This window comes from Amycolatopsis sp. NPDC102522 (assembly GCF_055584485.1).
Genome location: NZ_JBVJLY010000033.1, coordinates 28,923 through 52,248, shown reverse-complemented (window position 1 = coordinate 52,248; position 23,326 = coordinate 28,923). Strand labels below are relative to the sequence as shown.

Genomic DNA, 23,326 nt, shown 5'->3' with positions numbered 1-23,326 from the left:
TCGTTCACCGGCCAATCGGGGTGAGGGTGAAGAAGCGGTCCTGCCAGAGTGCGTACAGCTCCGCGTGCAGATCCTCGGTGAGCCCGAGTTCGCCCAGCGGCCTCCGCCCGTCGGCTTGCTTCAGCACCGCGTACAGCGGTGGCGACACATCGGATCGCGGACCCGTCGAATAGTCGAGCCGGATCTCACTTCCTTCACCCTGCGGACCGGACTTCACGAACCGGGTCAGCCGGGTGGTGGGCCGGAAAGCGAGGACGGCGTCGGTGAGGTGTTTTGTCCAGTGGGGTTTGCGTTTGACGAGGTGGTTTTCGATGACGAGGTAGTCGAGTTCGGTGGTGAGGTAGCAGGTGAGTGCGTCGTGGACGGTTTGGACGATGGGTTCGGCGTTGTTGTTGAAGGAGGTGTTGAGGAGGACGGGTGTTCCGGTGAGTTCTCCGAATCTGGTGACGAGACGGTGGAATTCCTTGTTGGTGTCGGGGTCGATGATTTGGAGGCGTGCTGTTCCGTCGATGTGGGTGACGGCGCCGAGCGTTTCTCGTTGTTCTTCGCGGACGTTGAGGACGAAGGACATGAAGTCGTGGTTGCCTTGCGCTGCGGGGATTTCGAAGTAGGTGTGGGCGGCTTCGGGTGTGGTGACGGGTGCGAAGGGGCGGAAGCTTTCGCGTTTCTTGACCATGGCGTTGATGCGGGTTTGGTTGGTTTTGGGTCTTGGGTCGGCGATGATGCTGCGGTTGCCGAGGGCGCGTGGTCCGAATTCGGAGCCGCCTTGGGCCCATCCGAGCACGGCTCCCTCGGCGAGAAGTTGGGCTGCTCGTTCGACGATGTCGTCCGGTCGCTCGACGTCGACCCAGGGACTCCACTCGCGAAGGGTCGACTCGATCTCTTGCGGCGTGCCGAGCAGGGGGCCGAGGTCCGCGCCGCGTAGCCGTACTGGAATCTGAGGAGCGCCGAGTTGGCGCTGGGCGGCCAATGCCGCACCCTCCCCGGCCCCGGAGTCGTGGGAGGCGGGGTGGATGAAGACTTCGTCGAAGAGGCCGGAGCGGAGGATGACGCCGTTGAGGCTGGAGTTGTGGGCGACGCCGCCGCCGAAGGCGAGCTGTCGGAGTCCGGTGAGTTCGGCCCAGTAGGACAGGACGTGCAGGACGATCTTCTCGACCGCTTCCTGGATGCCGGCCGCGAGATCCTTGTGCTGCTGCGTGAACTCCTCGCCCTTGCGTCTCGGCGGGATTCCCTTGGCGAACAACGCCGGCCCCAGATTGTTGAGCCCGAGCGCGCCCGGCGTCAGTTCGTACTCTCCCTTTTCCTGCAACGTGTACAGTGAGTCGAAGAGCTCCCGATAGGTGCCGGGGTCGCCGTACGGCGCCAGGCCCATCACCTTGTACTCGTCACCGAACTTGTACCCCAGCTGCTGGGTCGCGTTGAGGTAGAGCGATCCCAGCGACTTCGGGATCGGATACGAAGTCAGGGCGTTCAGGTGCCCGCCTTCGGCACGGTAGATGGTGCCCGAACTCTCTTCCCCCATGCCGTCCATGATGACCACCAGCGCCTCCGTCATCCCCGAGTGGAGATAAGTGGACAGCGCGTGCGTCGTATGGTGCGGACTGTAGAAGAGCTTCTCGTCGGGCAGATCCCAGTCCAGCTCCGACTTGAGCCAATCCTTGATCAGCTGCCGGGTGTACCGCGTCGGCGCTTCCCGGTGCTCGGTGTACAACTGGTTGAGGACCATGTCCATGTGATCTTCGGGAAAGTAGTACCCGACGGCGTCGATCTCGCCCACGCGGACGTTCGCTCGCTCGAGGCACGCGCGGATGGCGTTGACGGGAAACTTGGTCGTTTTCTTGATCCGGTTCAGCCGTTCCTCTTCGACAGCCGCGATCAGGACACCGTCGCGGATCAGGCTGGCCGAGGAATCATGGCAGAAGAACTCCAGCATGCCGTCCACCAGATCGGTGTTCTCGGCGGAGAAGTTCCCGTTCAAACCGAGCACGAGCATTGTTTCACCGGACCAATCGGTGTCGATGGGAACCGCCGGAGCCAGCCTAGCCAGCGTGCTGCCGGGACCGGGAGTTCCGTGGTTCCACTGGCCGCCCACTCGCTCCCAAGCGAGCACGCGACTTCTGTCCGGCTCTGGGGTCGCTCGGTTGCGATTCGTGTGTGGGTGGCGGAAGCGGTGTTGCGAAAGTGGCTTTCGCAACATGGCGCTGGCGCTCCGGGTGGCGGGCCGCGGTGGTCGGGGTGGTCGTGAGTGTTTCGGGTCGTTAGAACGACACTTAGCACTCACGACCACGCCGACCGACGCCTCACTGCCACGTCGGCTGTCGTGAAAGCCACTTTCGGGACGTCAGGTGTCGCGAAAGTGGCTTTCGCAACACGCCCGCCGCCCGGACCGACGAAACCACTCACGACCACAGCGACGTCTTCGAGGCGGCAACCGAAGCCAGCCTCTCGGCGACCTCGTCGACATGAGGCAGCGCAAGCAACTCACGCTGCGCATGCCGGGAACGCGCGCCGATTTCCTGACTGTCGAGCGCTTTCTGACACACGCCGGCCATATCCGAGGCGTCCCCGACCTGCTCGCCCAGCCCAAGCTCCGCCACTTTCCGCGCATTGTCGAGCTGATCGCCGAACAGCGGAGCGACCACCATCGGCACACCCGCGCGGATGGCTTCACGGACGCTGTTGTAGCCGCCGTGGGTGACGAACAGCTGGACGGTCTGCAGGAGCAGCGGCTGGGGGACGTGGTCGACCACCCGCACCCGAGGGGGAGCGCCTGCGCGCGGAAACGGGACACCGCCTGTCGAAACCACCGCCTCGCAGTCCAGTTCGGACAGTGCGTCGACCATCGAGGCCAAGGCTCTCACCGGGTCCGCGGGGATGGTCGCAGCCATCCCGTTGTCCCTTAGCGACGCGGCCATCGGCAACGCGATACCGATGGCGCCGTACACCAAGGGCTTGCCGGGGTCGAGGTCGGCGATCCACGCCGGGAGCGGGGTGAACCGGTCGGCCGTCTCGGGTTGCCGGTACGCCACCGCCCGCGGGATCCCGCGCGCCGCGAACGAGTATCGCGCTGGGAGGGAATCGATACGGCCGTACCGGTAGATCGCGAGCGGATCGTCCTGGACGTCCAGCCCGAGTTCGGCGCGACGCTCGTTCAGCACCGGCGCGATCGCGGCCGGGTCGAGGGTGTTGACCGCGCCGGACGGGGTCGCCACGTGCGGGATGCCGAGACGCTCGGCGACAAGACAGCCGCACAGCTCCATGCCGTCGCGGAGCACGAGATCCGGCCGGTACCCGGAGGCGATCTTGAGCAGATCCGGATAGCCCCGCGCGATGAGGGTCCGCCCGGCGACGACCTTGATCACCTGATCGTGGCCGGTGTCGGTGATCTCGGACCAGCTTTCGCTCTGATCCGGCAACCCGGCAACGGCTTTCAGCCCCACCGAGGTGAACTCCTCGACGAGCTGAGGGACGCACACGACCAGCACCTCGTGCCCCGCCCGTGCCAGCGCGCCTGCCGCCGGCAGCATCTCCCTCGCGTGGGAGGGCGCGCCGGTCACCGTGCACAGTATCCGCAGCCCGCTCACGAACCCACGCTCGCACGGGGGATCATCTCGGCCCCGCGCTGCGCGGGTACGTGTTTCGCCGTGAGTGACTTCGAGCGGTGGTACGCCAGCAGGAGCGCGTCCCGTGCGGGTTGGAGCTCGACCCAGGTCGCGGCCCGCTGGTGTTTGTCCGCGCGGACGGCCTGCGGGATCGTCTGGTAGGCGATGTCGCGGATCAGCTTGTGCCGGAACTCGTAGGTGGTCACGCCCGGTTCCCTGGTGCGCACCCGGGTGAGCAGGCCGTGCCGCTCGAGATGTTCCAGCGCGCCCGAAACCTCGTCCTCCGCTTGGCCGCCCACCGCGCTCACCCCTTCCGCGCGGATGCCGGAACGGATGACCGCCGCGTCGACCAGTACCGCCTTGGTGGCGATCGGCAGACTGTCCAAACGGGACGCGACGGTCCGGTGCACCAGCTGCGGCACGGGCGGGCCGGGGCTGCCGGGGTCCTCGGCCGCGTTCTCGCGCAGCATGCGCGCGAAAGCGCCCGCGAAGAGCGGATTCCCGCCGATATGCGAGACGTAGGACCGAAGCGCCCGCCCGGTACCCCTGCCGTCCTGCAGGATGGCCAGCAGCCGTGTGATGTCCTCGTCGGAGAGCGGATCGAGGGTGATCGTGGTGGCACCGGCCTTGCCACCCGCCCACGTGGGCCGCCGGTCCAGCAACTCGGTCCGCGCGGTGACCACCACCAGGATCGGGAACAGGCCGGCGTTGCCGGTGAGGTGGTCGATGAAGTCCAGCAACAGGTCCTCGGCGAGATGGAGGTCTTCGACGACGAGCACGAGCGGTTCCTCACCGCTCGCCGCGTCGAGGAACTGCCGCCAGGCGGGGAAGGATTCGCGCGAGATCTCCAGGTCCGTGCCCAGCCCGAGCAGGGTGCGCAGATGGGCGAGCAGCCAGGCCGACCTGGTCCCGCCGCCGGTCAGTTTCGCCACCGTTTCGGTCAGCTTGAGGTCCGCGCGCTCCGCGGTGTCGATGTCGCTTATTCCCGCGTAGGACCGCACGCAGTCGGCCAGCGCGGCCAGCGTGCCCGGCGTTTCGAAACGCGAAGACCTGCCGGTGGCGAACCGGGCCCTGGCCGCGGTCGTGTGATGGAACTCGGCGATCAGCCTGCTCTTGCCGATCCCCGGTTCGCCGAGCACGGTGACCAGATGCGGCCTGCTTCGGGTGCCGACCTGGTTCAGCGCGCCGAGCAGCATCCCGAGCTCCCGGTCCCGGCCGACGAACGGCGCCGTCGACCGGGCTTGAGACTGCCTCGGCAGCACGGTGACGGCCGGCGAGCCTTCGTCATGGCTCCCGGCGATGGCGTAGGCGATTTCGGAGTCGCTGGCCGACCGGGTTTCGGCGCAGACCCGGACCTCGTCGTCCGGGACCTGGGTGAGCAGGCGGAGACAGCGGTCGAGCACCGCGCCGGTGACCATCGGTGGTTCGCCGACCTCGCCCTGGTGCCGCCGGACGAGCGCGTCGCCCGTCGCGACGGCGACCGCGACGGTCAGCGTGCTGGCCCGGCCGGTGGGGCGGAGCAGCCGGTCCCTGATGGCCAGCGCCGCGCGGACAGCCCGCGCCGCGTCGTCCTCCCGGCAGCGCAACGGCCCGAACAGGGCGAGCCACAGCGGGCCGATCGTGCCGCCGATGATGCCGCCGAGCTGTTCGGTCTCTTCCCGGATCGTCGCCGCGACATGCTGCAGTTCGGCGTCGACGTGTTCGGGGCCCGCGTTGCGGACGTCGCGGCCGAACCGGGTCATCACGACGACGACACTGACCCACTTGAGTTCCGCGATCTGCCCGGACGGTTCGCGCTGTTTCACCGGACGCGGGGTGACGTCGACAGGTCGCCGGGGTTCGGCGGGCGAGACGGGCCGGGCGGGTTCGAGCACCAGCTCCTGGTTGAGGATCGCCTGCTCCAGCTCCTGCAGCTCGCGGCCGGGGTCGAGCCCGAGGCCGTCGATCATCCTGGTCCGGATGCGGCGGTAGACGCCGAGAGCGTCGGCCTGGCGGCCGTTGTGATAGAGCGCGCGCATGAGCTGGCCGCACAGTCGTTCCCGCAGCGGCTCGGCCTCGACCCAGGTCTCCAGCTCGTGCATCACCTCGCCGAAGCGGCCGCAGGCGAACTCGGCTTCGACGTAGTCCTCGATCGCGGCCAGCCGCGCGTTGCGGACGGTCGTCAGCACCGGCCAGTCGATGCCGAGCTCGACGAGGTCGGCGAGCACGGGGCCGCGCCACAGTGCCAGCGCGTCGCGCAGCGTGCTCGCGGCCTGGAGCCAGTCGCCGTCCGCCAGCTTCGTCCGGCCGTCGTTCACCTTGTCGTGGAAGCGGTTCAGGTCGACGCTGTCCGACGGCGCGCGGAGCAGGTAGCCGGGAGCGTGGGTCAGTAGCACGGTGGAATCCGAGTTGTAGCCGCTGGGGGACAGCAACTGGCGCAGCCCGGAAACGGCGTTCTGCAGCATCTTCCGGCCCGTGGTCGGCATTTCGACCGGCCAGAGCGCCTTGAGCAGGGTGCTGGTGGCGACCACGCTGTTGACGTGCAGGAGCAGGAAACCGAGCGCGGCACGCTGTTTGCTGCCGTTCACCGCCAGCGGTCTGTCGTCGTCGACGACCTCCAGCGGGCCTAGCAACTGGAATCGCATGTCTCCCCCTGGCGTGAGGTTGCGGTGGTGGCAGGGCGGTTCGGGCACCGGTCAACCGGCCTCCCCGACCTGCAGCCGCCAGAGCGAGGCGTAGATGCCGCCGAGACGCAGCAACTCCTCGTGCGTGCCCTCCTCGGCGGGCACCCCGTCCGTGCCCATGACATAGATGTGGTCGGCGTGCCGGATGGTCGACAACCGGTGCGCGATGACGACGAGGGTCCTGTCCCGCGCGAAATCCCTGAGCGCGTGCTGGATCGCGGCCTCGGTCTCGTTGTCCACGGCGGACGTCGCCTCGTCCAGTACGACGATCGGCGCGTCCTTCACGAACGCGCGGGCCAGCGAGACGCGTTGCTTCTGGCCGCCGGAGAGGGAGACACCACGCTCGCCGATCGCCGTGGCGTACTTCGACGGCAGCGTTTCGACGAACTCGTCCACGGCCGCCATCCGGGCGGCGTCCACCACCCGCCGATGGCTTGCCTGGAAGGTCCCGTAGCGGATGTTGTCCTCGATCGTCCCGTCGAACAGGAACGCGTCCTGCGCGACGAAACCGATCGCCTTGCGCAGATCGCGCAGCCGGAGCTCGGCGACGTCCTGCCCGTCGAGGAGGACCCGTCCCGATTCCGGCCGCTGGAACCGCAGCAGAAGCTTGGCGATCGTCGTCTTGCCCGCGCCGGTCACCCCGACGATGCCGGTGACCTTCTTCGGCGCGACGCGCAGGGTCAGCCCCCGCAGGACCGGGGGACGGCCGGGGTAGCCGAAGGTGACGTCCTCCAGCACCATTTCGCCCTTGACCTGCGCCACGTCCAGCCGCCGGCCGCGAGCGTCGGACTCGACAGGGAGGTCTTCGAGGTAGCGGACCCGACGCAGCGCGGCCGCTGTCTGCTGGTAGCCGTCGACGACGTTGCCGAGGTTCGGCAGCTTCCACAGCACCTGCTGCGGCAGGCCGACCAGCGGGTTGAAGATCTCGAACCGGAGGGTCTCCGCCAGCACCGCGCGCCCGCCGAGCAGCAGGATGCCCGCGAGTGACACAGTCGCGGACACTCGCACGGTCTCGGTGTAGGAGACGGCGCCGCGGTCGAGCCGCTTGCCGCTGTCCCGGTACCGCGCGCTGAGCGCGCTGACCCGCTTGATCTCGTGGTTCTCCGCGGAAAAGCTCTTCACCGTCGCTGTCGCCGCCAGGTTGTCCGTGAGCCTGCTGTTGAGCGCGGACTCGTTCTCGGCGACGTCCAGATAGTCCGGGCCCACCTTGTCGTGGTGACGGAACGAGAGCCAGGTGACGATCGGCACCGGCAGGAAGGCGACCCACGCGATCTGCGGCGCGAAGACGAGGAACACCGGTACCAGGACGAGGAAGCTGGTGGTCAGCGAAAGCACCTCGTGCGCCGAGGAGGCGAGGAAAGTGCCCAGCTGGTTGATGTCGTCGGTCAGCAGCCTGGCCACCCGCGTGGTGCGCTCGTCCTCGAGATGGCGGAGTTCGAGGCGCTGCACGTGGGGGTACAGCCGGTCCCGCCACTCGTGCCGGACGTCGTGCGCGAGGGCACGCCACTGGATCCCGGCGGTGTAGGAAAGGGCGGCGAGGCCGAGGCAGACCAGCGCGGCCGCCGCGGCGAGCACCCAGATCTGGGTGGTGGCACCGGTCAGGCCGAGGCTGATCAGCGCGGCGCTCTCGCCGCGGACCAGGACGAGCACGATCCAGCCGATGACCAGCACCAGCAGCATGTCCATGAGCTGCCCGAGAACCGAAAGGGCCGCCGCGAAGTAGAAGCGCCTGCGGTGCTTGCCGACGATCGTCAGCAGCGGTGGCTGTTTCGCCCATTTCGGTGGCGACGGCTCTCGCAGGGCCGCACGGGCGGACTTCCGCCACGCGGTGCGGATGATGATCGCGGTGGTGCCGAGCACGGCGCCGAGCCCGATGAGGGGCGCGGGCACCACCACCGCGACGATCGTCGCCGAAGCACCGGCGGCGATCAGGGCGAGGCCGCCGTCGGTCTTGGCCTGTCCGGCCGTCGTGACCTGGCCGGAGCCGGTGATCCCGCGGACCACGCCGGCGACGGCTCTCAGCACTATCCGGGCGACCTGATCACCGCTCAGCCGGGTGTCGTGGTGAATGAGCAGCCTGCCGGTGACCGGATTCGCGCGTGCCGCCAGCACACCCGGCGTGCCGCACAGGTTCGTCTCGAGCGTTCCGGCCAGCCGGGGTCGCCCACTCACCACGCCGATGTCCCAGCGCTGGCGCCCCGGAATGACCGATCTCGGCCGCGCGCTCAGCTTTTCGTGCCGTCGCCCCTTTGTTAATGGCATGTTTCGCTGTCACCGATTTCGTGGTCGGGGAATTTCGCGTTCACCGGGGGCGGTCAGGAGGTGCTTCTCTTCTTCTTTTCCGCTAGCTCGGCGTCTCTGACCTCGGCCGCGAGATCCTGCAACTCTTCGCTGGTCTGTGCGGCCATCTTGCGCACTTCCAGCGCTACTCCGACCGTGGCCCGGACGGCGCCGCGGGCGAGCGGCTTCACCATCTTGCCGGCGAGCGGGGCGATTATCAGTCCGATCAAGAAAGCTGGCAGTGGTGGTAGCATCTCGCATCCGTCCTCGTACCCTACATTTTCCTGATGAGTGCGAAGCATCTGTTGCATCGAGTCGGACTTGCTTTTTTGAATGGCAAGAACTCCGCAGGGGCGGGCTCGCTGATTTCTCCCGTATTCCCAAGTTATCGCCGGGACCGGGACCGGTCAAGGTAATCGGTGCGCGTCACCGGTCCGGGGCACCGGCGCCGGTCGGAAACCATGCGACTTTGCCACTGTTTTGCCACTGTGTGGGGATATTTCACGTTGTCTCGGGCGGGATCCCGACACGCGGTCGTGGTCGGCGTTGCTCCGTTGAGGGGGTCGTTCCACTTGATCAGTCGCGCTGGGTCGCCGTTTACCCGGCAGTCGGATATTCACTTTCCGGTCGCCACCTCTTTTTCCTGGCCAGCGTGATTCCGTCGGCCATCACGATCAGGGAGAGCTCGACCCGGTCGTCGTCGCGGAGCATGCTGTTGAGCTTGCGAATCGCGAGAGTGTCCTGGTCGTTCGAGCCGGGATCCGCGACCTTGCCGAGGAACAGCGTGTTGTCGATGACGATCAGGCCATCCGGACGGGTGAGGAGCATTGCTTCCTCGTAATACCAGGGATAATTCACCTTATCGGCGTCTATGAAAACCAGGTCGAACCGGCCGCCGCCTTGTTCGGTGCGGAGTCCGGCCAGGGTCTCGATGGCGTCGCCGACTCGGACCTCGATGCGATCCGCGACCCCCGCGCGGCGCCAGAAGGGTTCGGCGATCGCCGGCCATTTCGCGCTGACGTCGCAGGTGACGACCCGGCCGCCGGGAGGAAGCGCGCGTGCCATGCTCAGCGTGCTGTACCCGGTGAAGGTGCCGATCTCCAGCACCCGTTTCGCCGAGACGAGCCCGACGAGCATCCCGAGCAACTGTCCTTCCTCGGGCATCACCTGAAGGTGCCGTCCTGCCGGGAGCCTTGCCGTTTCCGCGCGCAGGTCTCGGAGAATCTCGTCCTCCCGCAAGGAGACCCGTCTGACATAGTCGATCAGGCGATCGGTGGTGCCGACCTGCTCACCCATGGCCATTCCGTTCCAGTGCCGGTGACAAGATCTGGATGGTCTCGGATTCCGGTTGGGGAACCGGGGCGAGGTGCATTCGCCGCACCCCGGACTGCTCGCCGAACGTGGTGGCGCAGGAACAGCCGTGCCGGGGGAGGTCGTCGAACCCGGCGAACCGGTAGGCGATCTCCATCATCCGGTTGCGGCCGGTCCGCCGGAAGTCGGCCACGAGGTGGACGCCGGCCGCGACGGCCCGGCAGGCGAGCCACGAAAGCAGGGCGCTGCCCGCGCCGAACGAGACCACCCGGCACGAGGTGGCGAGCAGCTTGAGGTGCCAGGACAGCGGATGCCGTTCGAGCAGGACGATGCCGACGGCGCCGTGCGGCCCGAACCGGTCGGACATGCTGACCACCAGCACGTCGTGGCCGGGAGCCGAGAGCAGTTCGCGCAGCGTCCGGTGGGAGTAGACCACGCCGGTCGCGTTCATCTGGCTGGTCCGGGCGGTCAGCTCGGAGACCCGCGACAGATCCTCCTCGGTCGCCGGGCCGATCCGCATCACCAGGGACAGCGACTTCAGGAACTCGGTGTCCGGGCCCTGGAAATCGGCGCGCTCGGCCTCGCGCCGGAACCCGGCCTGGTACAGCTGCCTGCGCCGCCGGGAGTCGATCGTGATCACCGCCGGGCTGAACTCGGGCAGCCGGGTCAGCGCGGCGGCCTGCTCCGCGGGGTAGCACCGTATCTCCGGGAGGTGGAAGCCGACTTCGGCGCGCTCGGCGGGCTGATCGTCGATGAACGCGATCGTGTGCTGTGCGAAGCCCAGCTTGTCGGCGATCCTGCGCAGCGCGCCGGACTTGGCTCCCCAGCCGATCTGGGGGAGCACGAAGTATCCGGCGAGGCCGAGCTCCACCAGCCGTTCCCAGGCCCGGTCGTGGTCGTTCTTGCTGGCGACCGACTGCAGGATGCCGCGCGCGTCCAGCTCCACGATCGTCGCGCGGACCTGGTCGGGCAGCGTGACGTGGTCCCCTTCGCTCAGGGTCCCTTGCCACAGGGTGTCGTCCAGGTCCCAGACGAGGCATTTCACGTCGCCGGTCACCGGCCGGCCCCGCCCAGCGCGTGCCCGGCGAGCATGACCAGGCACAACTCGTTGGTGCCCTCGATGATTTCCATGAGCTTCGCGTCCCGGTACGCCCGCGCCACCAGGCTCCCGGCGTGCGCGCCCGCCGAGGCGAGCACCTGCACCGCGGCCGACGCACCGGCGGCGGCGTTGACCGCGCTGACCTGTTTGGCCAGCACCGTCGTCATCACCACATCCGGTGAACCGGAATCCCAGTGCTCGCTGGCGTGCTCGCAGACCCGCGCGCTGACCTGCTCGGCGATCAGCAGCCTGCCGAGATGCCCGGAGACCAGCTGGTGATCGGCGAGGGGCTTGCCGAACTGCGATCGTGAACGCGCGTGGTCCGTCGTCGCCGCGAGACAGCCGCGGAGCATTCCGGCGCAGCCCCACGCGACGGACAACCGGCCATAGGTCAGCACGGACGTGACCAGCAGCGAAAGCGATTGCCCGACGCCGCCGAGCAGACTGTCCGCGGGCAGCCGTACCGCGTCGAGTTCCACATCGGCGTGGCCGGCGGCGCGGCACCCGAGCGGATCGGGGATCCGGCGTACTCGCACCCCCGGCGCGTCCGCGGGGACGACCACGGCGGCGCCTCCGTCGCCGTACCTGCCGAACACGACGATCAGGTCGGCGTAGTGCCCGCCGGTCACCCACACCTTGTGGCCGTCGAGCACCACGGTGTCGCCCTCGTCGCGGATCCGCGTCGTCATCGCCGACAGATCGCTGCCCGCCCCCGGCTCACTGAACGCCACGGCGGCCAGCTCGCTGCCGGTCAGCCTCGGCAGCAGGCGGGCGCGCTGCGCCGCGTCACCCAGCCGCTGGATCGCCCACGCCGCCATCCCCTGCGTCGTCATGACACTGCGGACCGAACCGCACAGGCTGCCGGTGTGCGCGGTGAGTTCGCCGTTGTCACGGCTGCTCAACCCGAGGCCGCCGTGTTCGGCGGCGACCTGCGCGCACAGCACCGGACCGAGTTTGCCGAGCAGTTCCGGCGGCAGCAGCCCGGTCCGGTCCCACTCTTCGGCCTGCCCCTCGACCAGTTCGGTGATCAGGGCCGTGGCCCGCGCGAGCGCGTCACCCGGCATGGTTGTCCCGTAGCCGGTCCACCAGGGCCGTCATCGCGTGCACCGTGCGGAAATTGTCCAGCCGCAGGTCGGCACCGGCGATCACCACGTCGAAGACCTGCTCGATGTGGACCACCAGTTCCATGGCGAACAGCGACGACAGGCCGCCCGCGGTGAACAGGTCGCGATCGGGCTCCCAACTCGCCTTGGTGCGGGATTCCAGATAGCGCAACAGGTCCTGCTCAACGGTGGGTGCGGTCATGGCATCGCCTCCTGGTAGTCGAAGAATCCGCGGCCGCTTTTGCGCCCGAGGCTGCCTTCGCGGACCTTGGCCAGCAGCAGCTCGCAGGGCAGGCAGTCTTCGTCCCCGGTCCGGGCGTGCAGTACCGCGAGCGAGTCGACGAGGTTGTCCAGGCCGATCAGGTCGGCGGTGCGCAGCGGTCCGGTGCGATGCCCGAGGCAGTCGCGCATCAGCGTGTCGACGGCTTCGGCGGTCGCCGTGCCCGCCTGCACGACGCGGGCGGCGGCGTTGATCATCGGATGCAGGATGCGGCTGGTCACGAACCCGGGGGCGTCGCCGACGACCACGGGGACCCGGCCGAGCGCGGTCAGCAGCCCGGTCACCGCGTCCATCGTCGCCCGCGCGGTCCCGGCGGCCCTGACCACTTCCACCGTGCCGATGAGGTACGCCGGGTTCATGAAATGCGTCCCGGCGAGGTCTTCCGGGCGATCGAGGACGGCGGCCAGTTCGGCGATCGGGATCGACGAGGTGTTGGACACCAGCGGCGTGCCAGGGCGCACGATCCGGGACACTTCGCGCAGCGCCTCGGCCTTGAGGTCCGCGCGTTCGGTGATCGCTTCGATGACGACCGTCGATTCCGCCGCGTCGGCGACGCTGAGGCTCGTCGACAGTTCGCCGGTGTCGCCGCCGCGCGCGCCCATCAGCTGCGCCATCCGCAGCTGAGCACCGATGCCGGCTCGCGCCCTGTCCAGCGCGGCCGGGTTGACGTCGATCAGCAGTACCGGAAATCCGTTACCCAGCGCCAAAGTCGCGATACCGGCGCCCATCACGCCCGCGCCGAGCACCGTCACCCGGTCCGTCACCCGATCACCAGTCACGGAGGTCACGGTAGGTGCGGCCGGGCCCGCCGAGGCAGGGAAGCTGTTCCACTCTCCGCCCATCGCCACGGAAATGGGCTTCCGGTTACGTCCCGGTGGAACCATCCCCGCCGTGATCGCGTTGTCGCCCGAGCCGGTCCGGGCCTACATTCGGGACACTCCGGCTCCAGGAAGGAAATCCATGGCGGACAAGGCATTCGACGTCATCGTGATCGGCGGCGGCCCGGCGGGCTCGGTCTGCGCGGCCGCGCTCGCCGACCGCGGCCATTCCGTCGCGGTGCTGGAGCGGCAGGAATTCCCGCGTTTCCACATCGGTGAATCGATGCTGCCGTACATGGTCGGCCTGCTGGAGCGGCTCGATCTCGTCGACGCGGTCGGGAAACAGGGCTACGTCGTCAAACGCGGCGGCGAGTTCATCGACCCGACCGGGACGAAGTTCATCACCCCGGGTGTCTACCGCGCGGATTTCTCCAAACAGGGCGAGGGCAGGCACAGCGAGACCTTCCAGGTCGAGCGCGCGCATTTCGACCAGGTGCTGCTGGAGAAGGCGCGGGCGAACGGCGCCGAGGTGATCACCGGCGCGGCGGTACGGGAACTGGTCATGACGGGCGACCGGATCACCGGCGTGCGCTATCGCCACGACGGCGGCGAGCACGAGATCAGCGCCTCGTTCGTGGTCGACGCGAGTGGCCGGGCCGGCACGATCGCGAACCGGTTCGGGCTCCGGAAGACGACGGACGGCCTGCGGATGGTCGCGATCTTCCGGCACTACGAAGGACTGGACGAGCGGTACAACCCCGGGCACGAGGGCGACATCCAGATCGGCAGCCACGCCGACGGCTGGGTGTGGGCGATCCCGTTGTCGGGGGACAAGGTCAGTGTCGGCACGGTGATGCCGCGAGCGGTGTTCCGCGAGGCCGCGAAGGAAGACATCTTCGCCGAGCACCTCGAGCGGATTCCCCGGATCGTCGAGCGGCTGGCCGGTATCCGGCCGGTGTCGGAGTTCCGGGTGGAGACCGACTACAGCTATCACACCGACGAGGTGACCGGCCCAGGCTGGCTCATGGCCGGTGACGCCGGCTGTTTCGGCGATCCCATGTTCTCCGGCGGGACGCTGGTCGCGATGGTGACCGCCGCGCGCGCCGCCGACACGATCACCCGCGTGCTGGCCGATCCCGGTGCCGAGCGGGCGCTCACCGACGAGTACGCGAACTTCTTCAAGACCGGGTACGACACCTACGTCCGGCTCATCTTCGCCTTCTACCAGAGCGAACTGATCAGCGCGGTCGCCGACGCGAGCACGGTGGTGGAGCGCGAAAAGCTCGAGATGTACATGGTGCGCCTGCTCGGTGGCGACTTCTGGAGCGAGCACAACCCGATCGCGCAGGCACTGCGGGCCAATCCCGCCTGGCGGACCTTCGCGCCGTTCCGGCCGGTGTTCGGCTGCCCGGTGTATCCGGAACTGGACGCGGCGGACCGCGCCGAGGTCGCGGGGGCGCGCGCATGACCGAGTCCGCCGTGCTGATCGCGGGCGCCGGGCCCACCGGGCTCGCGCTGGCGTGCGGGCTGCGGGCCCAAGGGATCCCGGTGCGCGTGGTGGACCGCGCGGACGGGCCGATCGGCACCTCCCGGGCACTCGGGGTGCAGCCGCGCGGTGTCGAGGTGCTGATCCGGCTCGGCGCGCTCGCCGACCTGCCTGATCAAGTGATCCCGCTGCGCGAAGTCAGGATGTACGTCGCGGGGAAGCTGATCTCCACCATGCCGATGGACCGGATGGGGGCCGCGTCCGGGCGCTCGCCGCTGCTCGTGTCCCAGGTCGAGGTCGAAAGCGCGCTGCGTGAGCGGCTGGCGGGCCTCGGAGTGTGGCCGGGCTGGGGACGGGAACTGACCGGCTTCACCCAGGACTCCAGCGGGGTCACGGCCACCCTGAACGGCCCGTCCGGGCCGGAAACCGTGCGGGCCGGATGGCTGGTGGGCTGCGACGGCGCGCACAGCCAGGTCCGCAAGCTGTCCGGGATCGGGTTCCCCGGTGTGCCGGTCGCGGAGCACTTCCTGATCGCCGACGTCCGCGCCGACTGGCGGCTGGACCGGCAGGTGATGGGCAGCTGGTCGCACGGCGGCGACATGATCAGCGTATGCCCGCTCCCCGGTGAGGGCCGCTGGCGGCTGATGGGGCCGTCGCCGTCCGGCACCGAGGGCGAGCTGAGCCAGGACGGCATCCTTTCGCTCGTCGAGCGGCAGCTCCTCAAGTGCACTCCGTATCGCGAAACGGGGATCCGGGAGGTCGAGTGGCTCTCGACGTTCCGCATCCACCGCAGGCTCGCGGACACCTACCGCAACGGGCGGGTGCTGCTGGCCGGGGACGCCGTCGCCATCCATCACCCGTTCGGCGGGCAGGGGATGAACACCGGGCTCGGTGACGCGGAGAACCTGGCCTGGAAGCTCGCCTTGGTGATCGCGGACCGCGCCGGCGAACGTCTTCTCGACAGCTACGAGGCCGAGCGGCGTCCGGTCGCCCGGGGTGTGCTGGCGGGCACCGGCTTCGTGACGAGGCTCGTGATGGCCGAGAACAAGGTGACCGGTCTGCTGCGCGACCGGGTGGTGATGCCGCTGATGAACACCGAGAAGGTCCAGAACCTCCTGTGGCGGAACGCGTCGCAGCTCGGCGTGCACTACCGCGGCGGTCCGCTCGCCGCGTCTTCACGTCGGCGCTTGGGTCCCAGGCCCGGTGAACGCGTGCCGGACATCCTGTGCCGCGACAGGGACGGGCCGGCCGTCCGGTTGCACGAGGCGCTTCAGGGCAGGTGGGCGTTGCTCGGCGGTCCCGGCGACACCGAGAGCGTCGCCGCCGCGGCGGACGTGCTGGGGGAGAAAGACGTCGTATCGCTGACCCCGGCGGAAGGGCTCCCGCGCGACGTCCTGCTGATCCGCCCGGACGCGCACCTCGCCTGGCGTGGGCGTCCCGCGCCGGGGGAGCTGTCCCGCTGGCTCGCCGGCGCACTCGGCTGAGCCGGGCCGAAAGGAGGCGTCACGGCATGAGGTTCATGCTGCTGATCCACACCAGCGCGGATCGCTGGAAGACGTTGACCCAGGCGGACAAGGAGGAATTCCTCGCGGAGTACCTGGCCTTCACCGAGAAGATCAAGGCGTCCGGCGAGCACCGGTACGGCGGTCCGCTCGCCGACCGGACGCAGGCGCACACGGTCCGGGTGCGCGACGGCAGGCGGGACGTCACCGCCGGACCGCTGACCGGCTCGGACGAATACCTCGGGGGCTACTACGTCGTCGACTGCACCGGGCTGGACCGCGCTGTCGAGCTCGCGGCGGAGATCCCGGACGCGAAGCTGAACGTCGTCGAAGTGCGGCCGCTGGCGCCCATGGGCGGCCTGGAGTCTTGATTTCGCCTATCGGAAGGCTACGTCCATGACGATCCACGGCACCTACGAAACCGTCGACTGCGAGGGCGTGCATGTCCGCTACGCCGATCACCTCGATGGCGGCGGCAGCGACTTCGGCCGGGCCTATGTACCGTTCATCGCCTCGCGGTTCGGCAAGGTACCGCGACTGCTGGAGTGGTGCTGCGGACCGGCGTTCATCGGCTTTTCCTTGCTGGGCGCGGGATTGTGCGAGCAGCTCGATCTGAGCGACGTGAACGAGGAGGCGGTGGCCGCCGCACGGGAGACCGTGACCGCCAACGACCTCGATGACCGGGTCTCGGTGTTCCACAGCGATTGCTTCGACAACGTGCCCGCGGATCGGACGTGGGACCTGATCGTCGGCAACCCGCCGCATATGAACGTGACCACCGCGCCCGCCGAGCACATCGAGGTGTTCCGGAAGATCAAGCCCGAGCTGGTCTACGCGGACAAGGACTGGGAAATCCATCGGCGCTTCTATGACCAGGTCGGTGTCCGGCTCGCGCCCGGTGGCAGCGTCCTGCTCCAGGAATGCTGGGCGGCCTCGGATCCTGAGGTGTTCCGGCCGATGATCGCTGACGCCGGGCTGGAGGTCGCCGGGGTCTTCCCGTGCGAGGCTCCGCATGAGCTCTTCTACTTCTTGTGGGTGCGGGCCGCGGCTTGAAGGTTGTCGTGAGTGAAGGGGTCCTTCAGGACACGACGTCGAGTCACCGAACCCCAGGGTGTCCCCAATGTGGCATTGGGGACACCCAACGTCCCCAATGCCACATTCGGCGCACGCCTCAACGGCGCGCCACGTTTGCCTCACCCCTCATTGCCACTCACAACCCCTTCGCAAAGCGCATATATAGGCATGAACCGGGCATTCGGAAAAGTGTCCCTTATGGACAGTGAGGGCGCGGCCGACTCCGATCTGTCGGTCCAGACCCGCACGCTGTGAAGACTCCTTGTCTTGAAGCAAGGCGAAGAAGGTCCTGGCAGCAGGGGGCCGATCGTGGCCCGCCGCCCGAACGCCGATCTTGCGTGTCGCGAAAGCCACTTTCGGGACGTCAGATGTCCCGAAAGTGGCTTTCGCGACACTCCTGCTGTCACCCGGCGCGGCATTTTCGCCTTACCCCTCAAGAACCCCCAGCGCCCTGGCCGCCAGCCGGTAACCGAAAGACCCCAAACCCGCGATCATTCCCGCGGCCAGCGGGGCGAGCACGGATTCGTGCCGGAAAGACTCCCGCGCCCAGATATTCGAAAGATGTACCTCGATCCACGGTTTCGGATAGTTCGCGAGCGCGTCGCGCAGGCTCCAGCCGTGGATCATCAGCGCGCCGGGGTTGATGATCGCGCCCGCGCTGTCGTAGTTCTCCTGGATGAAGCGAACGAGTTCGCCTTCACAGTCATGTTGGTACGCAAGGACCTTCCAGTCGAACTCGGCTACCTCATCGCAGACGGCCGCCTCGATGTCGGCGAGCGTGTCCGTGCCGTAGATCTCCGGTTCGCGCCGGCCGAGCATGCCGAGATTGGGCCCGTTGATCAGCAGTATTCCGGTCACGATCGACGATTATGTCAGCCGATCCGGAAAAGGTGGGACCGTCGTGGCGAGTAAGGGGGAATGAGGGGATTCATAGGGGGTTGGGCAGGCGTAGCGTCATCGGTAGCTTCGAAAGAGTCGATCAGTCCGGCGGAATGAGGATCGAGACCATGGAATTGGAATTCCCGTCGTGGCCCCGGTACGGTGACGAAGAGCGGACCGGGCTGAGCCGAGCGTTGGAACAAGGCCAATGGTGGCGAATCGCGGGCAGCGAGGTCGACGCCTTCGAGGCCGAGTTCGCTGAGCACCACGGCGCGGCGCACGCGCTGGCGGTGACGACAGGGACGCACGCGCTGGAACTGAGCCTCGAAGTGCTCGGAGCCCGCCGCGGCACCGAGGTCATCGTCCCCGCGTTCACCTTCATCTCCTCGTCGCAGGCCGCACAACGGCTCGGCGCGACCGTCATCCCGGTCGACGTCGACCCGGACACCTACTGCCTCGACCCCAGCGCCGTCGAGGCCGCGATCGGCCCGAAGACCCGCGTGATCATGCCGGTGCACATGGGCGGCCAGTTCGCGGACATGGACGCGCTGGCGAAACTGTCCGCCGACTCCGGGGTACCGCTGCTCCAGGACGCCGCCCACGCGCACGGCGGGCGGTGGCAGGGCAAACGTGTCGGTGAGCTGGGTTCGATGGCGGCGTTCAGCTTCCAGAACGGCAAGCTGATGACGGCGGGCGAGGGCGGTGCTGTGCTGTTCGACGACAGCGACCAGTATGAGGAGGCCTTCCTACGGCACAGTTGCGGCCGTCCGCGCGATGACCGGGGGTACTTCCACGCGACGTCCGGGTCGAACTTCCGGGTCACCGAGTTCACCGCGGCCGTGCTTCGTGCCCAGCTGACGAGGCTGGAGCAGCAGATCGACCTCCGTGAGCAGCGCTGGCCGGTGTTGTCCGCCGCGCTGGCCGAGATCCCCGGCGTCGTCCCGCAGTCTCGTGACGACCGCTGTGACCGGAACCCGCACTACATGGCGATGTTCCGGATTCCCGGGATCACCGAAGAGCGGCGCACGGAACTCGTCGCCGCGCTTGTCGGGCACGGCATTCCCGCGTTCGTCGCCTTCCGTGCGATCTACCGGACGAAGGCCTTCTGGGAGACCGGCGCGCCCGAAACGACGCCCGAAGAACTCGCTCGTTCCTGCCCGAATTCCGAGTCCTTGAGCCAAGACTGTGTCTGGGTGCACCATCGGGCCCTGCTGGGCACCGAGCAGCAGATGCGGGACATCGCGTCGGTCCTGGCCGGGCTCCTGTGACGATCCGGGTCGCGCTGGTGGGGCTCGGTGTGGCGGCCAAGTCGATCTGGCTGCCCCAGCTAGCGAGTCACCCTGCGTTCACGCTGACCACGGTGGTCGATCCCGATCCCGCCGCCAGAGCCGGCCTGGATTCCGGCCGCCTGACGGTGGCGCCCGGCATCGGCGCGCTCACACCGTCCGAAGTGGACTTGGCCGTCGTGGCCGCGCCGAACCACCTGCACTGCGAACTCGCCTGCGCGTTGCTTGCCAAAGGAATCCCGGTGTTCGTGGAGAAGCCCGTATGCCTGAGCACGGCCGAGGCGGACAGGTTGCGGCAGGCGGAACGAGACGGCGGCACCGTGCTGCTCGGCGGTAGTGCCGCGCGATACCGGGCCGATATCCGCGCCTTGTACGAGCTGTCCGGGCGCCTGGGCCGGATCCGGCACATCGAGCTCGGCTGGGTCCGGGCGGGCGGCGTGCCGGGTGGCTGGTTCACCCGGCGAGAGCTCTCCGGCGGCGGCGCGCTGATCGACCTCGGCTGGCACCTGCTGGATACGGCCTCGCCGTTGCTGGGTGGTAGCGCCATCGCGCAAGCGGCGGGGACGCTGTCCGCGGACTTCCTCGGCGACGAACGCCGCCGGGTCACCTGGCGGGCGGATCTCGGCGGAGGGAGCCTTGGCGACGTCGAGGACACCGCGCGCGGATTCCTGGTCACCGAGGACGGCGTGTCGGTGTCGCTGCGCGCCGGCTGGGCGTCACACGAACCGGTCGACACCACGACAATCCGGGTCGAAGGAAGTGGCGGCACGGCAACGCTTTCTTGCACCTTCGGTTTCAGCACCGACCGCGCGGGCGGCTCGGTGCTGACCCATCTGCGGGACGGGAAGAGCGTGCCGGTCACGGTGGCGGCGGAGCCGATCGGGGCGGAGTACCGCAGGCAGCTCGACCTGATCCCGCGTCAGCTCACCGATCCCGCCTGCCGCGGCCGGGTGATCGAAGACGCCGCCTGGACCGTCGACGCCATCGAGCGCTGTTACGCGTCGGCAGCCGTTTACGTGTGAAAGGAGCGAGTCCTTGGACGCGACAGTGACAGTGCCCGATCGACGTCCGCCGCTCGGGGTGATCTTCGATCTCGACGGTGTGCTGGTCAACAGCTTCGACGTCATGCGGCAGGCCTTCACCACCGCCTACGCCGAGGTGGTCGGCGCGGGGGAGGCGCCGTTCGCCGAGTACAACCGCCATCTCGGCCGCTATTTCCCCGACATCATGCGGATCATGGACCTGCCGCTGGAGATGGAGGAGCCGTTCGTCCGGGAGAGTTACCGGCTCGCGGACCAGGTGCCGGTCTTCGACGGCGTCCCCGACCTCTTGCGGACGTTGCGCGAGCGCGGGCTGCGCCTCGCTGTCGCGACAGGCAAGAGCGGTCCCCGCGCGCGGTCACTGCTGGAGGTGGTGGGGTTGCTCCCGGAGTTCGAGTACGTCATCGGGTCCGACGAGGTCGCGAACCCCAAACCGGCGCCGGACATCGTCCGGCACGCGCTCGACAAGCTCGGTCTCGGCCCGGCCGACGCGATGATGGTCGGCGACGCGGTCACGGACCTCGCCAGCGCGACCGCGGCCGGGACACTCGCGGTGGCCGCGCTCTGGGGTGAGACGGACGAGGCCGAACTTCTGCGTGCCAGGCCGGACGCGGTGCTGCGTCAGCCCGCCGACCTGCTGGATCTGTGCCCGGAGGTCGTCCGCCACTGATCATGGAACGCCTGCTGTCCGCCAGTGAAAAGGGTGTGGGCGGGTCGGGGGTCGGTCCGGTGCTCGCCCTCGCGAGTGTCGGCGAGACCGTCGACGCGCGGATCCTCGCCGACGCGCTGGAAATCCTCGCGGCGGAACATCCCTTGCTGCGAGGGAAGGTCGTCGGCGACAGGCTCCGCGTCGGGGAACACGGGCCCGAACTCGTCGTGGGCGGTGACCTGCTCACCGAGATCACCACCCCTCGGCCCGGAATCGCGCGGGCGCTGCTGTCCGGGCCCGATGTGGTGCTGGGCGTCGAACACGCCTTCGCGGACGGCCGGTTCTGCGTCACGATGCTGTACGGGCTGCTGAGTCATTACGTGAGGCTGGCCGCCGGTCGCGTGGTGCGCCCGAATCCGGCCGCACCGCTCGAATCGCCGCTGGACGTCCGGTTGAGCGGCCGCTACCACCACTTCGACGACCTGCCCGGGCCGCCGCCCCGGGTGGACCGGCTTCCGGCCGGGCGCACGGACGCGACGGGCTACGGCGTCCGCACCCTCGTGTTCGGGCAGGCGGCGACGACCGGCCTGATCACCGCCGCCCGGCGTGCGGAGCTGTCGGTGCACGCTCTGCTCGGCGGGATCCTGTCAGCGGCACTGTGCGCCGAACTCGACGCGGGCCCGTGCGTGCTGCTCGTGACGTCTTCGGTCGATCTGCGGCCTCGGCTGGCGCGGCCTGTCCGGCCTTACGACGGGCTGAACTGCGTCGGCGACATCCCCGCCGTACTGAAGGGGCCTGCCGACCCGGTCGGCTTCGGCAGGCAGCTCTTGCCGCAGCTGCGTTCGGGGCTCGCCCGCGAGGTCCCTCAGCGGCGGTTCGCCATGGTCTTCTGCGGGCCGGGTCCCCTGACGGCTTTCCCGCCCGCGTCGCTCGCGATCTCGAACCTCGGGCGGCTCGATTCGCCCGCGTACCTCGGGATCACCTCGATCCGGTTCCTCACCACGGCTCCCGGCCCGACGCCACTGATCTTTGTGACCACAGTGGACGGTCGCCTGACCATCGACGTCACCTACGATCGCGCCCACGTCTGCGAGGCCCGTGTCGTCAGCTGGACCACTCACGTCCAGCGCCTCCTCCAGACCGCTCGTGAGTGGTAGGGACGGTTCTAACCGTCCTCACCACTCACGAGGTTAGGGTGCTGAGGACGACCGACTCGGGGACCTCGACGAGCTCCGGGCCCTGCGGGCCGTCGAGGACGAAGGTCAAACCGTGCCGGGCCTTCTTGTCGGACCTCATCAGCGCGACCAGCCGCACGGGGTCCAGATCCGCCGGGACGGTCGTGGCGAGGCCGTACCCGGAGACGACCTCCGCGTGTTCGTCGACCCGTGCCTGTCCGATCCGGCCGAGCGCGCCCGCGAGGCGACCGGCGAAGACCGTGCCGATGCCGACAGCCTCGCCGTGGCGGAGTTCGAAGTCCGTGGCGTGTTCCAGCGCGTGCCCGAGTGTGTGGCCGTAGTTGAGCAGATGCCGCAAGCCATGGTCGTGCTCGTCGGCGGAGACGACGGACGCCTTGAGCGTGACACTGGCGACGATCTGTTCGTGCACCGGTAACCCCCGGAGATCGCCGGCGCCGATGAAATGGCATCGGGCGATCTCGCCGTACCCGTTGAGCCAATCGCGGCGCGGGAGTGTTTCGAGGAAGTCGGTGTCGCACAGCACGGCTCTCGGTTGCCAGAACACGCCGACGAGATTCTTGCCTTCCGGCAGGTTCACCGCCGTCTTGCCACCGACGCTGGCGTCCACCTGCGCCAGCAAGGAAGTCGGCAGGTGCACCACGGACACACCTCGGTGGTACAGGGCGGCGGCGAGCCCGACCACGTCGGTCGTGGTGCCGCCACCGCACGACACCACGACGTCGGACCTGGTCAGCCCGAACCGCGCGAACCGGCGGCACAGCCGTTCGACCTGGGTGAGGCGTTTGTCCCGCTCGCCGTCCCGGAAGGGCACCTTGAGCGTCGGCACGCCGAGGTCGGGAAGCCATTCGATGGGGCGCGCGGAGACCACGGCGGCGCGGCGGGCACCGAGTTCGGCGACGAGTCCCGGCAGGCGCGAGCGGGCGCCGGGTCCGATGTGGACGGAGTACGACCGGTCGCCGAGCGCCACTTCGACCTCGTTCATGGAAGTCCATTCTCGTGCCAGCCGGAGGATCCACGGCGAGGGGAAGTTCCTCTGCCCGGTAACCGGATGGTCTGAG

General features: G+C 68.7%; 20 protein-coding genes. 8 read left to right on the top strand and 12 right to left on the bottom strand.

Annotated features, from left to right (window positions below; translation table 11 throughout):
• Positions 1-4 precede the first annotated feature (4 nt).
• The 10 genes from ACZ6YV_RS41340 to ACZ6YV_RS41295 form a co-directional block, all read right to left on the bottom strand.
• Positions 5-1,993 carry a carbamoyltransferase family protein gene (locus tag ACZ6YV_RS41340; protein WP_465514855.1) on the bottom strand — a complete coding sequence of 663 codons (1,989 nt, stop codon included), beginning with the start codon at positions 1,991-1,993 and terminating at the stop codon, positions 5-7.
• A gap of 406 nt (positions 1,994-2,399) precedes the next feature.
• Complete coding sequence (locus tag ACZ6YV_RS41335) at positions 2,400-3,584, bottom strand: glycosyltransferase (protein ID WP_465514854.1); 1,185 nt, start codon at positions 3,582-3,584, stop codon at positions 2,400-2,402.
• Entirely contained in the window at positions 3,581-6,226 is a 2,646-nt protein-coding gene (locus tag ACZ6YV_RS41330; RefSeq protein ID WP_465514853.1) for a BTAD domain-containing putative transcriptional regulator, read from the bottom strand. Before ACZ6YV_RS41330 ends, ACZ6YV_RS41335 begins: the two co-directional genes overlap by 4 nt.
• 51 nt (positions 6,227-6,277) lie before the next feature.
• A complete protein-coding gene (locus ACZ6YV_RS41325) occupies positions 6,278-8,440 on the bottom strand; it encodes an ABC transporter ATP-binding protein (protein WP_465514852.1) in 2,163 nt (720 codons plus the stop codon).
• Between the two features lie 140 nt (positions 8,441-8,580).
• Complete coding sequence (locus ACZ6YV_RS41320) at positions 8,581-8,775, bottom strand: DUF5132 domain-containing protein (protein ID WP_465514851.1); 195 nt, start codon at positions 8,773-8,775, stop codon at positions 8,581-8,583.
• Between the two features lie 367 nt (positions 8,776-9,142).
• Positions 9,143-9,841 (bottom strand): O-methyltransferase, encoded by a 699-nt coding sequence (locus ACZ6YV_RS41315; protein WP_465514850.1) that lies wholly within the window; start codon positions 9,839-9,841, stop codon positions 9,143-9,145.
• A complete protein-coding gene (locus ACZ6YV_RS41310) occupies positions 9,834-10,913 on the bottom strand; it encodes an HAD-IIIC family phosphatase (protein WP_465514849.1) in 1,080 nt (359 codons plus the stop codon). The genes ACZ6YV_RS41315 and ACZ6YV_RS41310 overlap by 8 nt, the downstream gene beginning before the upstream one ends.
• Complete coding sequence (locus ACZ6YV_RS41305) at positions 10,910-12,019, bottom strand: acyl-CoA dehydrogenase family protein (RefSeq protein ID WP_465514848.1); 1,110 nt, start codon at positions 12,017-12,019, stop codon at positions 10,910-10,912. The genes ACZ6YV_RS41310 and ACZ6YV_RS41305 overlap by 4 nt, the downstream gene beginning before the upstream one ends.
• Positions 12,009-12,260, bottom strand: a complete 252-nt coding sequence (locus ACZ6YV_RS41300; protein WP_465514847.1) for an acyl carrier protein — start codon at positions 12,258-12,260, stop codon at positions 12,009-12,011. The genes ACZ6YV_RS41305 and ACZ6YV_RS41300 overlap by 11 nt, the downstream gene beginning before the upstream one ends.
• A complete protein-coding gene (locus ACZ6YV_RS41295) occupies positions 12,257-13,102 on the bottom strand; it encodes a 3-hydroxyacyl-CoA dehydrogenase family protein (protein ID WP_465514865.1) in 846 nt (281 codons plus the stop codon). The genes ACZ6YV_RS41300 and ACZ6YV_RS41295 overlap by 4 nt, the downstream gene beginning before the upstream one ends.
• 196 nt (positions 13,103-13,298) lie before the next feature.
• Here ACZ6YV_RS41295 and ACZ6YV_RS41290 point away from each other — a divergent pair, with 196 nt between their 5' ends.
• The 4 genes from ACZ6YV_RS41290 to ACZ6YV_RS41275 are packed head-to-tail and all read left to right on the top strand — an operon-like array spanning position 13,299 to position 17,197.
• Complete coding sequence (locus ACZ6YV_RS41290; protein WP_465514846.1) at positions 13,299-14,624, top strand: NAD(P)/FAD-dependent oxidoreductase; 1,326 nt, start codon at positions 13,299-13,301, stop codon at positions 14,622-14,624.
• Positions 14,621-16,126 (top strand): FAD-dependent monooxygenase, encoded by a 1,506-nt coding sequence (locus ACZ6YV_RS41285; RefSeq protein WP_465514845.1) that lies wholly within the window; start codon positions 14,621-14,623, stop codon positions 16,124-16,126. The genes ACZ6YV_RS41290 and ACZ6YV_RS41285 overlap by 4 nt, the downstream gene beginning before the upstream one ends.
• Positions 16,127-16,152: 26 nt before the next feature.
• Entirely contained in the window at positions 16,153-16,515 is a 363-nt protein-coding gene (locus ACZ6YV_RS41280; RefSeq protein WP_465514844.1) for a YciI family protein, read from the top strand.
• A gap of 25 nt (positions 16,516-16,540) precedes the next feature.
• Positions 16,541-17,197: a methyltransferase gene (locus ACZ6YV_RS41275; protein ID WP_465514843.1), complete on the top strand. Its 657-nt coding sequence runs from the start codon at positions 16,541-16,543 to the stop codon at positions 17,195-17,197.
• 447 nt (positions 17,198-17,644) lie between these two features.
• Here the strand turns inward: ACZ6YV_RS41275 and ACZ6YV_RS41270 are convergent, their stop codons facing one another.
• Positions 17,645-18,076 carry a type II 3-dehydroquinate dehydratase gene (locus ACZ6YV_RS41270; protein WP_465514842.1) on the bottom strand — a complete coding sequence of 144 codons (432 nt, stop codon included), beginning with the start codon at positions 18,074-18,076 and terminating at the stop codon, positions 17,645-17,647.
• A gap of 149 nt (positions 18,077-18,225) precedes the next feature.
• Between ACZ6YV_RS41270 and ACZ6YV_RS41265 the strand changes: the two genes are divergently transcribed.
• From ACZ6YV_RS41265 to ACZ6YV_RS41250, 4 genes are read left to right on the top strand one after another with little or no spacing between them, the layout of a single operon-like run.
• Positions 18,226-19,365 carry a DegT/DnrJ/EryC1/StrS family aminotransferase gene (locus ACZ6YV_RS41265; protein WP_465514841.1) on the top strand — a complete coding sequence of 380 codons (1,140 nt, stop codon included), beginning with the start codon at positions 18,226-18,228 and terminating at the stop codon, positions 19,363-19,365.
• Positions 19,362-20,405, top strand: coding sequence for a Gfo/Idh/MocA family protein (locus ACZ6YV_RS41260; RefSeq protein ID WP_465514840.1), 1,044 nt, complete (start codon positions 19,362-19,364; stop codon positions 20,403-20,405). Before ACZ6YV_RS41265 ends, ACZ6YV_RS41260 begins: the two co-directional genes overlap by 4 nt.
• 13 nt (positions 20,406-20,418) lie before the next feature.
• The gene (locus tag ACZ6YV_RS41255; protein WP_465514839.1) at positions 20,419-21,093 is read left to right on the top strand and encodes an HAD-IA family hydrolase; all 675 of its coding nucleotides are present in this window, start codon (positions 20,419-20,421) and stop codon (positions 21,091-21,093) included.
• A gap of 2 nt (positions 21,094-21,095) precedes the next feature.
• Positions 21,096-22,229: a phthiocerol/phthiodiolone dimycocerosyl transferase family protein gene (locus ACZ6YV_RS41250; RefSeq protein ID WP_465514838.1), complete on the top strand. Its 1,134-nt coding sequence runs from the start codon at positions 21,096-21,098 to the stop codon at positions 22,227-22,229.
• Between the two features lie 25 nt (positions 22,230-22,254).
• Here the strand turns inward: ACZ6YV_RS41250 and ACZ6YV_RS41245 are convergent, their stop codons facing one another.
• Positions 22,255-23,250 (bottom strand): 3-dehydroquinate synthase family protein, encoded by a 996-nt coding sequence (locus tag ACZ6YV_RS41245; RefSeq protein WP_465514837.1) that lies wholly within the window; start codon positions 23,248-23,250, stop codon positions 22,255-22,257.
• Positions 23,251-23,326: the final 76 nt, after the last annotated feature.

Excerpts from the sequence above, each read along its gene's own strand:
- ACZ6YV_RS41340 (WP_465514855.1), bottom strand. The coding sequence starts at position 1,993 with ATGCTCGTGCTCGGTTTGAACGGGAACTTCTCCGCCGAGAACACCGAT.
- ACZ6YV_RS41330 (WP_465514853.1), bottom strand. The coding sequence starts at position 6,226 with ATGCGATTCCAGTTGCTAGGCCCGCTGGAGGTCGTCGACGACGACAGA.
- ACZ6YV_RS41315 (WP_465514850.1), bottom strand. The coding sequence starts at position 9,841 with ATGGGTGAGCAGGTCGGCACCACCGATCGCCTGATCGACTATGTCAGA.
- ACZ6YV_RS41305 (WP_465514848.1), bottom strand. The coding sequence starts at position 12,019 with ATGCCGGGTGACGCGCTCGCGCGGGCCACGGCCCTGATCACCGAACTG.
- ACZ6YV_RS41300 (WP_465514847.1), bottom strand. The coding sequence starts at position 12,260 with ATGACCGCACCCACCGTTGAGCAGGACCTGTTGCGCTATCTGGAATCC.
- ACZ6YV_RS41290 (WP_465514846.1), top strand. The coding sequence starts at position 13,299 with ATGGCGGACAAGGCATTCGACGTCATCGTGATCGGCGGCGGCCCGGCG.
- ACZ6YV_RS41285 (WP_465514845.1), top strand. The coding sequence starts at position 14,621 with ATGACCGAGTCCGCCGTGCTGATCGCGGGCGCCGGGCCCACCGGGCTC.
- ACZ6YV_RS41280 (WP_465514844.1), top strand. The coding sequence starts at position 16,153 with ATGAGGTTCATGCTGCTGATCCACACCAGCGCGGATCGCTGGAAGACG.
- ACZ6YV_RS41275 (WP_465514843.1), top strand. The coding sequence starts at position 16,541 with ATGACGATCCACGGCACCTACGAAACCGTCGACTGCGAGGGCGTGCAT.
- ACZ6YV_RS41265 (WP_465514841.1), top strand. The coding sequence starts at position 18,226 with ATGGAATTGGAATTCCCGTCGTGGCCCCGGTACGGTGACGAAGAGCGG.
- ACZ6YV_RS41250 (WP_465514838.1), top strand. The coding sequence starts at position 21,096 with ATGGAACGCCTGCTGTCCGCCAGTGAAAAGGGTGTGGGCGGGTCGGGG.
- ACZ6YV_RS41245 (WP_465514837.1), bottom strand. The coding sequence starts at position 23,250 with ATGAACGAGGTCGAAGTGGCGCTCGGCGACCGGTCGTACTCCGTCCAC.